Annotated in this window: 15 protein-coding genes and 2 pseudogenes; 4 read left to right on the top strand and 13 right to left on the bottom strand. The window is 59.3% G+C overall.

Features of this window, described 5'->3' with window-relative positions; genetic code table 11:
• Positions 1–35: 35 nt before the first annotated feature.
• Positions 36–1,823, top strand: coding sequence for a BCCT family transporter (locus tag OJHNALOF_RS07740; RefSeq protein ID WP_165661659.1), 1,788 nt, complete (start codon positions 36–38; stop codon positions 1,821–1,823).
• A gap of 39 nt (positions 1,824–1,862) precedes the next feature.
• Here OJHNALOF_RS07740 and OJHNALOF_RS07735 read toward each other — a convergent pair whose 3' ends face one another.
• The 12 genes and pseudogenes from OJHNALOF_RS07735 to OJHNALOF_RS17150 all read right to left on the bottom strand — a co-directional run.
• A complete protein-coding gene (locus tag OJHNALOF_RS07735) occupies positions 1,863–2,684 on the bottom strand; it encodes a mechanosensitive ion channel family protein (protein WP_094199648.1) in 822 nt (273 codons plus the stop codon).
• A 10-nt stretch (positions 2,685–2,694) separates the two neighbouring features.
• Positions 2,695–3,678, bottom strand: a complete 984-nt coding sequence (locus tag OJHNALOF_RS07730; RefSeq protein ID WP_165661658.1) for a hypothetical protein — start codon at positions 3,676–3,678, stop codon at positions 2,695–2,697.
• A 73-nt stretch (positions 3,679–3,751) separates the two neighbouring features.
• Positions 3,752–4,102, bottom strand: a complete 351-nt coding sequence (locus tag OJHNALOF_RS07725; protein WP_165661657.1) for a GlpM family protein — start codon at positions 4,100–4,102, stop codon at positions 3,752–3,754.
• 57 nt (positions 4,103–4,159) lie between these two features.
• A complete protein-coding gene (locus OJHNALOF_RS07720) occupies positions 4,160–4,366 on the bottom strand; it encodes a DUF3565 domain-containing protein (protein ID WP_094199651.1) in 207 nt (68 codons plus the stop codon).
• Entirely contained in the window at positions 4,366–4,872 is a 507-nt protein-coding gene (locus OJHNALOF_RS07715) for a DUF3087 domain-containing protein (protein ID WP_094199652.1), read from the bottom strand. Before OJHNALOF_RS07715 ends, OJHNALOF_RS07720 begins: the two co-directional genes overlap by 1 nt.
• A 72-nt stretch (positions 4,873–4,944) precedes the next feature.
• On the bottom strand, positions 4,945–5,337 hold the full coding sequence (locus tag OJHNALOF_RS07710; protein ID WP_094199653.1) for a DoxX family protein: 393 nt from the start codon (positions 5,335–5,337) through the stop codon (positions 4,945–4,947).
• 78 nt (positions 5,338–5,415) lie between these two features.
• The gene (locus OJHNALOF_RS07705) at positions 5,416–6,561 is read right to left on the bottom strand and encodes a sterol desaturase family protein (protein ID WP_165661656.1); all 1,146 of its coding nucleotides are present in this window, start codon (positions 6,559–6,561) and stop codon (positions 5,416–5,418) included.
• A gap of 122 nt (positions 6,562–6,683) precedes the next feature.
• Positions 6,684–7,160: a GNAT family N-acetyltransferase gene (locus OJHNALOF_RS07700; RefSeq protein WP_165661655.1), complete on the bottom strand. Its 477-nt coding sequence runs from the start codon at positions 7,158–7,160 to the stop codon at positions 6,684–6,686.
• 79 nt (positions 7,161–7,239) lie between these two features.
• Positions 7,240–7,599, bottom strand: a complete 360-nt coding sequence (locus tag OJHNALOF_RS07695; RefSeq protein WP_094199656.1) for a VOC family protein — start codon at positions 7,597–7,599, stop codon at positions 7,240–7,242.
• 54 nt (positions 7,600–7,653) lie between these two features.
• Positions 7,654–8,232: an O-methyltransferase gene (locus OJHNALOF_RS07690; RefSeq protein ID WP_094199657.1), complete on the bottom strand. Its 579-nt coding sequence runs from the start codon at positions 8,230–8,232 to the stop codon at positions 7,654–7,656.
• A gap of 127 nt (positions 8,233–8,359) precedes the next feature.
• A pseudogene (locus OJHNALOF_RS17155) lies at positions 8,360–8,791 on the bottom strand (methyl-accepting chemotaxis protein); the annotation flags it as partial.
• A 108-nt stretch (positions 8,792–8,899) separates the two neighbouring features.
• Positions 8,900–9,580 (bottom strand): annotated as a pseudogene (locus OJHNALOF_RS17150) (PAS domain-containing protein); the annotation flags it as partial.
• Positions 9,581–9,871: 291 nt separating this feature from the next.
• Here OJHNALOF_RS17150 and OJHNALOF_RS07680 point away from each other — a divergent pair.
• The 3 genes from OJHNALOF_RS07680 to yegD all read left to right on the top strand — a co-directional run bounded on the left by OJHNALOF_RS07680 (position 9,872) and on the right by yegD (position 12,518).
• On the top strand, positions 9,872–10,324 hold the full coding sequence (locus tag OJHNALOF_RS07680; protein WP_165661654.1) for a MarR family winged helix-turn-helix transcriptional regulator: 453 nt from the start codon (positions 9,872–9,874) through the stop codon (positions 10,322–10,324).
• Positions 10,325–11,077, top strand: a complete 753-nt coding sequence (locus OJHNALOF_RS07675; protein WP_165661653.1) for a siderophore-interacting protein — start codon at positions 10,325–10,327, stop codon at positions 11,075–11,077.
• A gap of 82 nt (positions 11,078–11,159) precedes the next feature.
• Complete coding sequence (gene yegD / locus OJHNALOF_RS07670; RefSeq protein ID WP_165661652.1) at positions 11,160–12,518, top strand: molecular chaperone; 1,359 nt, start codon at positions 11,160–11,162, stop codon at positions 12,516–12,518.
• 72 nt (positions 12,519–12,590) lie between these two features.
• Here the strand turns inward: yegD and OJHNALOF_RS07665 are convergent, their stop codons facing one another.
• A complete protein-coding gene (locus OJHNALOF_RS07665) occupies positions 12,591–13,043 on the bottom strand; it encodes a DUF302 domain-containing protein (protein ID WP_165661651.1) in 453 nt (150 codons plus the stop codon).
• Between the last annotated feature and the right edge of the window lie 158 nt (positions 13,044–13,201).

Raw genomic sequence — 13,201 nt, 5'->3', positions numbered from 1 at the left:
AGAGCCGAAAAATAACAATAACAGGGAGTCATAAAATGAAAGAAAATCCGGGGCACAGCATTCATCTTGGAAGCTTTGATACCAATCTTCACCAGCATCCACTCAAGCAGGACCACGCACCCGACACCCGTATTGATCGTTTCACTTTCTTTTCGGTCCTATTCATTCTCGCCGCCGTCACCCTGCCATTGGTACTGTTTCCCGAGCAGGGCGCCGACTGGGTGGCTCAGGCCAAGACCTGGATAACCGACACCTTTGGCGTATTTTATCTGGCACTGGGTGTTACCGCAGTGCTGTTCGTGATTTACATTTCGTTTTCGGACATCGGCAACATCAAGCTGGGCAAGCCCGAAGATGAAATGGAATTCAAAAACGGCTCCTGGGCGGCCATGATGTTCTGCGGCGGCATCGGCGCCAGCATTCTCTACTGGGGCATCATCGAGTGGGCCTACTACTATCAGGGCCCGCCCTTTGGCCTGCCGGCCGGCAGCCCCGAGGCCATTCGCTGGTCCGCCACCTACGGCATTTTCCACTGGGGACCGGTGGCCTGGTCCATCTACCTGATCCCGGCCATTCCCATTGCCTATTTCGCCCACGTGCGCAACTCACCCCGACTCAAGGTCAGCCAGAGCCTGGCGCCACTGTTTGGCGAAAGCTTTGCCCGCAGCAACTGGGGCAAGCTGGTGGATGTGTTCTTCATCTTCGGCATGATCGGCGGCGGAGCCACCACTCTTGGGCTGGCCTCACCCATGGTGACCGAGGGCCTGCATGAATTATTTGGCCTGCCGGTCAACGCCTGGACCCGTATTCTGGTGCTGTTGGGCACCACCATGTTGTTTGCCTACAGCGCCTGGCGCGGCCTGAAAAGCGGCATTCAGTTTTTCTCCAACATCAATTTTTACCTGGCGCTGGCCTTTCTGGCGGTGGTGCTGTTCGCCGGCCCCACGGGCTTTATTCTCAATACCGGGCTGGAAAGCATTGGCCGCTCCCTGACCCAGATGGTCACCATGATGACCTGGACCGAATCCTTTGGCCCCTTTGCCGAGCACGGCTTTAACGAAACCCGCTTTCCCAAGGACTGGACCATTTTTTACTGGGCCTGGTGGCTGGTGTTTGCCCCCACGGTAGGGCTGTTTATCGCCAAAATCTCAAAGGGACGCACCATTCGGCAGATGGTGGTGGGCTCGATTTTTTTTGGCTCCCTGGGTTGTGCGGTGTTTTTTGTGGTGCTGGGCAACTATGGCCTGTATCTGCAGCTGTCCGGCGGCCTCGACATTGTCACCATTCTCAATCAGCAAAGCCCCACGGCGGCCATCTTTGCGGTGCTGCACACCCTGCCCATGAGCTGGCTGATGATCGCCGTGTTTACCCTGCTGGCCATCATTTTTACCGCCACCACCTTTGACTCCATCTCCTATATTCTGGCGTCGGTGGTGCAGCGGGAAGTGGACGACGAACCCCACCGCTGGAACCGGCTGTTCTGGGCCTTTACCCTGTGCTTTATGCCGGCGGTACTGATGTTTTTGGGTGGGCTGTCGACCCTGCAGACCGCCTCCATCTTTGCCGGCGCGCCGCTGATTATCATCATGACGATGATGATGGTATCGATTATCAAGGCCGCCAAGTACGATCTGCACTATCAGCCGGACTATTCCCTGAAGACCATTCATATCGAGGAGCTGCCGGAAAACGCCCCCTGGGAGCAGGGCGAAACCTCGGAAGCGCCGGAAGGATCCGTGCTGGCCCAGCAGGCGGAATACGAGGAAATTCGTCAGCAGCAGGAAGAGGATGACGGAGACAAGGTCACGCCGCTGAAGGTGTGACCCTGAGCCAAAGCCGAAAGCTCGCCGCTTTCGGCTGTTTTACCCCGCGTTGCTCTCTCCGCCCCCGACCATGGCCTCCACGCGCGCGAACTCCACCGGAATGGCCTGCAATGCGGCCTTGCCCCGGGCGGTGAGATCGGTCACAAACTGAAACTGCTGACGCGGGTCAAGCGGATAGGCTTTGACCCGGTAACGGCTGCCCCAGGGCGCGTCTTCCATCACCACCACCACGGGCCGGTTCAGCTGCACAAAAGGGCTGGACAGGGCCACGTCGTGCAGCACCCGGCGCACTCGGTGGGCATCGTGCGCAGGTGCCAGGTAAAAACTGGCCACGCACATCAGGCTGGCCTCGCCGTTGTTGGCGTTGCGGATCAGTTCGGTCCACAGCTTGAGGTGAGGCACCACCACCACGGTGTCGTCGGGAGTCACCATTTCCAGCGCCCGCAGGCCGATATGGCGCACCTCGCCGTAGCAACCGTCCACTTCGATCCAGTCTCCGGGCCGGTAGGGCCTTTCATAGGCCGCCACCACCCCGGCAAACAGGCTGCTGACATAGTCCTTGAGGGCAAACCCCAGGGCCAGGCCCACGGCGCCCAGAATGGCCACCATGTTGCGCAGCGACGGCTCGATGATCAGGCTGACTACCCAGCCCACGGCCACCGCCACCACCACAATGCGCAGGGTCGGGATCAGCGCCAGCACCCAGTGCCGGCGCCGGCCATGCAACCGCGACGCCAGCCAGGGCAGCAGGGTTTGCACCATCCAGGCCAGCACCATGGCCGCCAGCAGCACCACCACCAGCTCGATGACCAGGGCCGGAGTAATGCGGCGAAACAGGTTGGTCAGCTGCTCTGCATCCATGACATGCTCCTCAGAAGTCGTCCAGGCAGTGATCCCGGCCAGCCAGAAAGTCCCGCACCTGGGGATAGGCCACCGGGCTGAGCTGCCAGCGTTCACCGCGCAACACCAACTGGCCGCAATACTCCAGTCGCTGCAACCAGGCAGCCAGCTGTTCCGGCGCCAGCATGGGCAATACCCGCAGCAGTTGCAGCGGAGTCAGGCCGTTATGCAACAACAGGGCATAAAACACAAAGGCCGCCACATCACCGGCCTCGGCGGGCAATTCGGGCCGCGGGATTTGCTGCTGATGATCCGTGGCCCAGAGTGCCAGGGCCACACCGGGATTGCCCCTGGCCTCGGCGGCCAGCGCCTCCAGCCGCCGCGCCTTGGCACGAATGCCCAGCGCCTGCAGCAGCGCCGGGGTGGCCGGCGCAAAGCAATAGCAATGGGGCAGCACCAGCTCAAAACCCTGAGCCACAAACCGGCACAGCCAGCTGTTGCACACCACCAGGCCCGAGCCAAACTCACCCTGCAGCAGCCGCACCAGCAAGGCGCGTAAGAACACCATGCCATTCGGGGTACGCAGAAAATAGCGGGCCAGATCGTCCAGCAGCCAGGGACCGCGCACGCCCTGACGCGCCCACCAGTCGTCCACCCGCTGCGCCAGCAGTTCGGCTTCGTCGGGGGGCTGCAGCACCGGCCAGCCGCGCCGTTCGGCCCAGTCACGGGCGATGGCGGCGCTGCCGCTGAACGGCGGATCAAGTAAAAAACGCACCTCGGGCCGGGCCTGGGGCCAGTCCTGGCAAAATGCCGATAACGCCTCTAGTGCCGGATCGCGGTCAAAGCCTTCAAAGTCGGGCACTTCGGTATGTTCGCCGCCGTCGGCCTCTTGCCGCCATCCCAGAACGCGCCCCAGCCGGCGCAGTCCCTGGCGCAGCCGGCTGCTCGCCGGCGGCGCCGGGCATGCAAACTCGCTCAGGGTGATCAATTGCCAGCCATTGTCCTCACTCGCCATGCGCCCCTCCCGGTCTTTCCCCTATAGCCAAGGGTAAGCCAGAGTGGCGGGTTAGGCCGGTAAAAACAGCGGTTCAGGCCGTCACGGGAGCAAACCGCAACCAGGTCAGCAACAGCAGGGCGGCGCAGCCTCCCCATACCAGGGTGGCCAGGCTCAGGGTGGCAACGAGTTCAAACCGGTAGCTCAGCCAGTACACCGCCAGCAGATAGGCGGCATAGGGCAGCAGCGAATAAAGCCCGAACAGGGCCGTCACGCGCAGGTCGGCCAGGGTGCGTTCGGTGCCCACCAGATAGTGGGCAATCAGGGCGAAGGTGGGAAACAGGGGCACCAGGCCGGCAATAAAAAAGCTTTTGCTTTTCGACAGCAAGGCGATAAGCAACACCGCCAGGGTCCCCAGCAGTGACTTGAGAAATAACGACAGCACAACCCCTCCTGATGATTGGCCTCATGGCCGCAAGGTGAAGCCCGTTATTCTGCCCGATCAGGGTCGGTCGGGAGCCGCGCCCCGATCACACTTTTTGCAGTCAAGCAGGATGCCCAGTTTGGCCGTGCGTCCCGCCGCCGACACCACCCAGGGCCGGTTGATGAAAGGCGGCTGGTGACGCACATGCTGGTTATGACCGCAGGCCAGCTCCGCCACCCAGTGGCCTTCGTCATCCTGATGATAACCGGTGATGGGTTGTTGCATTAAAAGCGCTCAAGCATGGACTCGTCATAACGTTCCGCGTCCAGCGTCACGCCATGGGCCTGTGCCAGGTTGTTGAGCTCGGTCTGCCTGGCCGCCAGCTCATCCATCACCAGGGTGTTGTCGTCCAGCAACCACAGCTGGCGCGAGCCGGCATAGCTGAACTGCAGCACCTGCATGGCAGTTTCGTCCCCTTGTTGGGCGGCGGCCTCCACCTGGCGGCGCTTGCGGCTGATTTTGTTGAGTCGCTGTTTCAGCTCCCACACGTAGACCACCTCGGTCATAAAGGGGTGACGGCGCAGCCGGCTGAGTCCGGCCCCCACCAGCAGGGCGCCGGCCACCACTCCCAGCAGGTTCCAGTGAAAATGGCTGCCATCGGGATCGGGAAACAGCGCGATCAGCAGCTGGGAAATGCCCAGGCTGAAGGCAGCCAGCGCCAGGGCCGAGCCGATAAACACGCGGTTGAGATGCCGGCGGTAGCGGCTTTTGTCGATGTCTTGAAGCGTCATAATCACCTGAAAGAGAATATAAAAACGGCCGCATTATAATCGCGGCCGTCCGTTCTTCCCATCCTCTTGGGACTAGCGCCGGCCCTTTGCCCGGTCCAGGCTCCAACTGCCGCCACCGGCAAACACCAGGTAGAAAAACACAAAGCAGAACATGATGGCCAGCTCGCCGCCGTTATTGAGCGGCCAGAACCCCTGGGGATGGTGGACCATAAAATAGGCAAACGCCATCAGCCCAGAGAGCACAAAGGCCACCGGACGGGTAAACAGCCCCACCAACAGCAGGGCGCCGCCAAACAGCTCCAGTACCCCGGCCGCCCCGGAAAGCGAAAACAGTTCAAAGGGAGCCCGGGCTGGTGCCGGAAAGCCCAGTATTTTCTGGGCGCCGTGCTGCATAAATAAAAACGCCGAGACCATGCGTACCAGACTCAGCACTCGAGGCCGCCAGGCAGTCAGAAATGAATCCATGGTTTTCTCCTTGTGGTGGTTTCTTCTTAAATACAAGTGCCATTCACGACCGGGCGCAAGGCAAAATGCAGCCTGCGGCTACCGAAGCCGCTTCAGCCACTGACGCAGCGGGTAGAGGGTTTGTGCCATAAAGGTACGCGGCAGCCGCACCGTGGTGCCATATTCCGCCGGCCAGTGCGCCACCGGCATGTGGTAGGTACCGAACAGCCGATCAAACAGCACGGTATGGGCCGAATAGTTGGTGTCGAGCGCCGGCTGCTCCGAGCCGTGATGCCAGTGGTGAAACTGGGGGGTGACCAGCAGGTATTTGAGCGGCCCGAACGGCAGCCCCAGGTTGCAGTGGATCAGCACCGCCTGCAGCGCGGCAAAGGCCACATAGGCGTTCAGCGCCGCCTCGCTGGCCCCGAGCAGGTAAAGCGGAATCATCACCATGGCCCGTTCGGAGAAAATCTGCACGAAATGCCCGCGCGAGCCGGCCAGCCAGTCCATGTGCTCTACCGAATGGTGCACGGCATGCACCGGCCACAGCCAGCGTACCTCATGAAACAACCGGTGCTCCCAGTAGAGCACAAAGTCGGCACACAGAATGATGAGCACGACCTGCAGCCATACCGGCATGGCCTGTACGGCCCCCTGCACCGCCGGGCTGATGGCCCAGTCAAAGTGGCTGGCATGATAGTTGGCGTAAATGAGAATGGCCGAGATGGCCAGGTGATTAATACAAAAATACAGCAGATCGAGCCCCCATTCCGGGCGCAGAATGTTCTGATTGCGATATTTGGGAAACAGTTTTTCCAGGGTGGTGAACACCGCCACCGAGCCGAGAAAGGCCAGGATCAACCAGTCTACCCCCAGCGACAGGGTCCGCGGCTCGACCGGCCCCACCGGCACCCGGTAGCCCCCCAGGGCAAAGGCGCCCAGGGTGAGCACCATGCCCAACGCGCCCAGGCGCCGGTAGCCGTTCAGCGCAAAGGTCAGCACGCCAAAAAACAGCGAAAAATACATGCCGTATTTCAGCACCTGCTGCAGCTGGCCGGCATCGTAGACACGGCGCAGCTCTGTGGTGGTGAGCCAGGACGGGTACAGGTATGCCAGCACCGCCAGCAGGCTGAGCGCACCAAGTGCCACCGAGCAATACCCACTGATCTTGCCCTCGCCCAGGCGAAACGCGTTTTGAGGATCGGGCGGCACCTGCCGCCCCTGGTATCTGTATGGCTGCTTCATAACACCGGCTCATATAAAAAGAAGGTCGCACAGGACCTTCATGGTTTTAATATTATCGGTACATTACCCTACCCGGCACGGCAAACAAACGCCGTATCGAGCCAGGGAATGGCAATTTACACTCAAATGTCCATTTGCATAAGTTGCGCCCCCAGGCCGTAACTCGAGCACACCGCTGTAGCCATGGGAGTAAACCCCATTTTTTGCCAGAACCGATTGGAGTACTGAATCGATACCAGACGAATGTGACGGCAACCCAACAAGGCGGCCGTATTTATTAAATGCGCTGTCATCGCCGAGCCGATGCCTTGTCCTGCCGCATTCTGGCTGACTACCAGATCATGCAAAAACAAATATGAATTTTCGCTCCTTTCAGGCAGTGGCTTGAACAAGCTCGGTGGCGACTCGCCACCCCAGGCATGGGCCAGCAAATACCCCATTAACCGCTCACCATCCCGATACACAAAGCAGCTGTCGGGAGACCTCAGCCATTTACTTTTAAGCACATCAAGGCTCTCCGGTCCAACCTGGGCATAGGCTTCATGCTGCAACTTCAGGATGGCCGGCCACATTGCCCCTGTGAGGGAAGTTATCGACATATTCGGCCCTTAGAAAAGAGCATGGAGTGATCCCCCCCTTCGCCGGGCAAGCGCATGATGAGGTGCACCGCCATTGCCGTTATTGTTCGGCATCGGACCATACCGCAAATTCATTGCCACCCGGCTCGGTAAAGTGAAAACGGCGCCCCCCCGGAAAACTGAAGATGGGCCTGACAATGCTGCCGCCGGCGGCGCTGACCTTGTTGAGCGTCTCTGCCAGGTCCCGGCTGTAAAACACCAGCAGCGCCGCCCCATTGGCCGTGCTGGAAGTCATGCTCGCCTTGCAAAATCCGCCGTCCAGGCCTTGACCGGAAAACGCCGTATAGTCGGGCCCATAGTCGACAAAGGACCAGCCGAATGCCTTTTCAAAGAAGGCCTTGGTGGCATGCAAATCAGGCGACGAAAATTCAACATAGTTCAGCTTTTCATGTTCGTTCATGACATGGTCCCTTGTTAAACCGAACATTCAATGCACATTAAAACCCGTATGAGTTTACCGGCTACCCTTGTATACCAGCAGCTCCCCCTTGCCCACGGGGACCAGGGACAGACTCAGGTTATTCTGCATGGTTATCCAGTCGGTAAACGCTCGCAGCTCATCACGATGGGAAACGGCGTTGTCGCAAACCAACAGTCCGCCGTTCTTCAGCAAACCAAAGAGTGATTCGGCCAGCGCCAGATAGGTTTTTCTGTCCGCATCCAGAAAAATGAAGTCAAGGTTGGCGGGAACCCCGGGTAATACATCACCCACGTCCCCCTGGATCTGCACGATCCTGTCACTCAGGTTAACGCGTTCGAAGTTCACGGCGGCTTCAGCGACTTTCTCGGGATTGGATTCAATCGTATAAACCTTGCCGTGTTCCGGCAGGGCCGAAGCCAGCCACATGGTGGAATAGCCATTAGATGTGCCGATTTCCAGCACTCGGCTCGCTCCCGTCGCCTTGACAAGCACAGACAGGAACTCCCCCGTGTCTCGCGTGATATTCAGGTATTTTCTGGCTTTATCGGATTGCCGCAAGTCATTGGCTGCCCCATGCCGTTCCAGCTCTTCCATCACCGTTTTAAAGGTCATCATCATTTCCTTATCACACCGTACACGCCATTAGTTATACATGCTTCGAGGGCACGGGGTATACCGGACCACCACTTGCCGGCGAGCCCCATGCTGAAAGAAGCGGGCGGCGAATTTGAAAAGCAGGTTACAAACTCTGCCTGAACTGGCCGATGGCATCCACCACCTGCCGGGCCCCCTGCTGAATCTCCTGCATTACATTGCCGGCGTCATTGGACAGGGTCAGGGCGCGCTGGGCCCGGGACATGCTTTGTTCTATCAGTGAGACGGCGTTTTCGGTAAGTTTACGGTTTTCCGCCACCACACGAATAATTTCTTCGGTGGCGGCACTGGTGCGGGCGGCCAGATTTCTGACTTCATCGGCCACCACGGCAAACCCCCTGCCCTGCTCCCCGGCGCGGGCGGCCTCGATGGCCGCGTTCAACGCCAGCAAATTGGTCTGATCGGCAATGCCGCGAATACTGGTTACCAGCTCGGATACCCGCTGTGACTGGGTATCCAGTTCAAAAATGCCGTCACCGGCGTTGCGCATCTGGGTCGACAATTCGTTCATGGTCTCGATGGTAGCGTCGAGGACTTCCATGCCCCTGAGGGTGTTTTCACCGGTCGACTTTGAAATGTCGTAGGCAATGTCAGAGGTGTCGGCGGTGGCCAGCTCCCGGTTAACCTGCTCGGTGATCACGGTGGCAAACTTCACCACCTTGTAGAGTTCGCCGGCCTCGTCGTGAATGGGATTGTAGGACGCTTCCAGCCACACTACATTGCCCTGGCTGTCGATGCGCTGGAACCGGTCTGACACATACTCCCCCGCCCCCAGCCGCTGCCAGAACTGCCGGTAATTGCCGGACTCCGCCTCCACGGCGTCGCAAAACATGCGGTGATGCTTGCCGGTGATCTGGCCCAGGGAATACCCCATGGCCCGCAGAAAATTGTTATTGGCATGCAGAATAACGCCATCCAGGCTGAACTCGATCACGGCCGAGGAGCGGTTAAGGGCGGCCAGCATGTCTTCCTGCTCCCGGGAGCGGGAAATGGTGCGGGTCAGTTCGGTGGAATAGGCGGCCAGCTCCACTTCCCCGGTGTTATTGCCGGCCCGTGGCTGAAAAATGGTTCTGTACCAGGCTTCACGGCCGGCCCTGGTAACCAGTTGCAGGGCTCCATGCCAGTGCCGTCCACGGCGAATGGCGTCCAGCATCTGCCGGCAGTGGGGCTTGTCGATGGCGCTGGGCACAATCATCTCTGCCAGCGGACGCTGCAACAGTTCACCCTGGGAATAGCCCAGGGATTCATAGAGCCGCTCATTGCCATCAATCAGCCTGCCCTGCTGGTCGAGCGAGAAATAGATCATTTCCTCCCTCAGATCCTGTTGCATGCTGTGGAACAGGCCGAGTTCGGCTTCCAGCTCGTCAATGCGTTGTTGCAGCTTTTTGCTTTTAAACATGCTTGTTATCCATGCAGGGTTCCCCGATTGTGTGCATGGAAATTATATCGCCAATAAGACTCGAATGAACATAAATGTGAGCAAACAACCTGCCCCTGAGCACAAAAACCACCGCGCGGCATGCTTGTACAGCATGATTGACACTATCAACCAACAGCCCATATAGTTGACACCATCAACAATGTTATGGATTGTTTTATGACTCATCCCGCCTTCAATGACTCGCTGCATCGCCTGATGCATGCCTACAAACGGCAACTGCGCGCCGGCATTCAGCAACATCACATTTCGCTGCCCATTACCCATATTCGCGTTCTGAAAGCCATCTGCCGCATTCCCGGCGTTACCGCGCGGGACATCGCCCAGCGCATGGATCAGGACAAGGCACAAATTACGCGGGCCCTGAACGAGCTGACCCGGTCGGGGTTCATAGCGCGCACCCCCAACCCGCACGACAAGCGCAGCCAGCTTCTTGCGCCTACCGCCGAAGGTCAGGCGCTGCTGTCAAAGATCGAGCGGCTTGAACAGCAGGCCGTGGCCCAAATGACCCACAACCTCGACAGCCAGGAGCTCGCCTCTTTCGTGCGCATCGCCAACATCATGATCGACAACGTCGCCCACTCCCGTCCCGACTCCAAAGGAGAACAGTAAATGCCCAAATCCGACCTGAAAGAACTGGTGGTGCTTGCTTCCAGCTACGTCAGCGACAACATGCTGCGTATCACCCTGGGGGGAGACGACATCGCGCGGTTACCCGCGGATCAGGAAAGTGCCTATATCAAGCTGGTGTTTCCTCAGGAGAAAGGCGAGCGCCCGCTGCTGCGCACCTACACCATTCGGCACCAGCGCCAGGCGGAGATCGACGTTGATTTCGCCCTGCATTCGCCCATGGGACCCGCCACCCGCTGGGCAGTGAACGCCCGACCCGGCGACCGTATTCTGGTGGGCGGGCCCGGTGACAAAAAAATGATTTACCAGCCCGCCGACTGGTTTTTGCTGGCCGGAGACATGGCCGCCCTGCCGGCGCTCAGCGTTAACCTGGCAAGGCTGCCAGAGCGGGCTCGAGGATATGCGGTGATTGAGGTGGTCAGCGAGGCGGATATTCAGGATTTGTCCCACCCGGAGCACCTCAGGCTGCACTGGGTGATTAACCCTCATCCGACTCCGGAGCGCTCTGCCCTGCTCGACAAAATTCAGTCCCTGCCGCACCTGGACGGCGATCCCGCGGTGTGGGCCGCCTGCGAGTTCAACGCCATGCGCGCCTTGCGCCGCTACCTCAAGCAGGAATATGACCTGGCCAAAAGCCACCTGTATATCTCCAGTTACTGGAAGCTTGATCAGTCCGAGGATGAGCACAAGGTCGTTAAACGCCAGGACAGCGAGCAGGAAGCCGCCGCCCGCTAGCCGTTGCCGCTGCACATGCCCCTTGCCCATGGCCGGTGAACTCTGTAGGATACGCGGCCTTTTTGACCCTGGGGGCCTGAGCATGATCGGATTTGACTACGGCACATCTAACTGCGCCGTTGGCGTGATGGAAGGAAACCGCCCGGCCATTCTGCCGCTGGGCGATCATGGCCGCTATATCGCCTCTAACCTGTATGCCCCGAGCCGGGAAGTGATTGTTAACTGGCTGTACCGGCAGTTGCCTTCGGCGGAGCAGGCCACCTTCAAGCAACAGCGCGCCATTGCCCTGCAAAAGGGCCAGGCCGAGATCAGGGAGCTGGCGCTGGATGGTATTCCTGCCGAATTGTCCTTCGGCCGCGATGCATTAACCCACTATCTGCAAGAGCCCGATGAGGGCTACTACATCAAATCGCCCAAATCCTTTCTGGGTGCCAGTGGCCTGTTGCCGCCGCAAATAGAGCTGTTTGAAGACATAGTGGCGGCCATGATGAGCAATGTAAAAATCCTGGCCGAGGCCGCCCTGGGCCGAAACATTACGCAGACGGTGATTGGCCGCCCGGTAAATTTTCAGGGCTTGCGGGGGGAAGAAAGCAACCGCCAGGCCCTGGCCATTCTGACCCGGGCCGCCAGGCGGGTGGGTTTTAAGGACGTGGAATTTCAGTTTGAGCCGGTGGCCGCTGGCTTTGAATATGAAGCCAGCCTCGACCAGGAAACCCGCGTGCTGGTGGTGGACATTGGCGGCGGTACCACGGACTGCTCCATGCTGCTGATGGGGCCCCGGCAGGCGGCCTCTCAGGACCGCGGCCGGGATCTGCTCAGTCACAGTGGCGAACGGGTGGGCGGCAACGACTTTGACATTGCCTTTGCGCTGAAAGGCATGATGCCGGCCTTTGGCCTGAACAGCTCCCTTGCCAGTGGCAAGGCCATTCCGGCAAACGGCTACTGGCAGGCGGTGGCCATTAACGACATTAATCAGCAAACCGAGTTTTACAGTGCCGCCAATGGCCGTTTTCTTCGGCAACTGGTGCGCGATGCGGCCCAGCCCGAGCTGGTAAAACGCCTGCTCACGGTGCAGCAACACAAGCTCAGCTACCGAGTGGTGAACGCCGCCGAACAGAGCAAGATTGCGCTGACGGAGCACACGCACCAGCAGGTAGACCTTTCAGATATTGATGACGGCCTCAGTATTCGGCTGGACCGAGAAGGCTTTGGCCTGGCCTGCCAGCGGGAGCTGAACAGCATTGCCAGCCTGATGAAGGATGCCATAGACCAGGCCGGCACCCAGCCGGAGGTGGTGTTTGTGACCGGCGGTACCGCCCGCTCACCGGTGCTGAACCAGTTTCTGCAACAGCAGTTTCAGCACACCCCCATTGTGATTGGGGATCACTTCGGCAGCGTGACCGCCGGCCTGACCCGCTGGGCCAGGCACGTATTCTCGTAACGGCGCATAGTCGCCCGGGGCACCCAACCAAGATGGCCCCGGGCAATGCCCCTCCATAACGGCACGGTCGGGTTATTGGCTTGTGGCCGCCTGACTCAGCGTGCCCAGCACACCCGATATTTTATCAATCACCTCGTCACAACCCTGTATGTTGTGACGCTGCTTTAAATACGCCGGATCATTGTATGCCAGCCACACCTTGCCCTCGGCGTCTTCCCAGATCAGCGCCTTCTGGGGCAGCTCTATGGCCGCTTCCTGAGCGCACTGCATAAGGGGCGTACCGACCACCGGATTGCCAAACAGGATCACCTCGGTCGGCCGTAAATCGAGATTAACCCTTGTGGCATTTTCGGCATGATTGACACGTGTAAACAGGGTCAGGCCCTTTTCTTCCACGATCTGGACAAAACGCATGGCGGTTTCCTCGGCCGAAAACTGACTCGGAATGGCAACCATTCCATCAGAGGCCATGGCTGAACATGAGAGCAGAGCCCCAAAGGCACAGGCGGTGATGGTTTTTTTCATGCTGGCTCCTCAGCTGATGATCCATGATTATCAAGGGGCTTCAGTGTTGCACTATCGGCCACATCCTACAAACTTTGCACTTGAGGAGTGTCCGCCGTTTCAGGCGCTTCGGCTCATCCTGCCCCTGCAGTTTGCCTTCTGCGCTCCCACTAAACACT

It is taken from the genome of Oceanimonas sp. MB9 (assembly GCF_011319775.1).
In the GTDB taxonomy this organism is placed as follows: domain Bacteria; phylum Pseudomonadota; class Gammaproteobacteria; order Enterobacterales; family Aeromonadaceae; genus Oceanimonas; species Oceanimonas doudoroffii.
The sequence above is the reverse complement of the archived record's forward strand: the minus strand, read 5'-3'. Positions and strand labels throughout refer to the sequence as shown.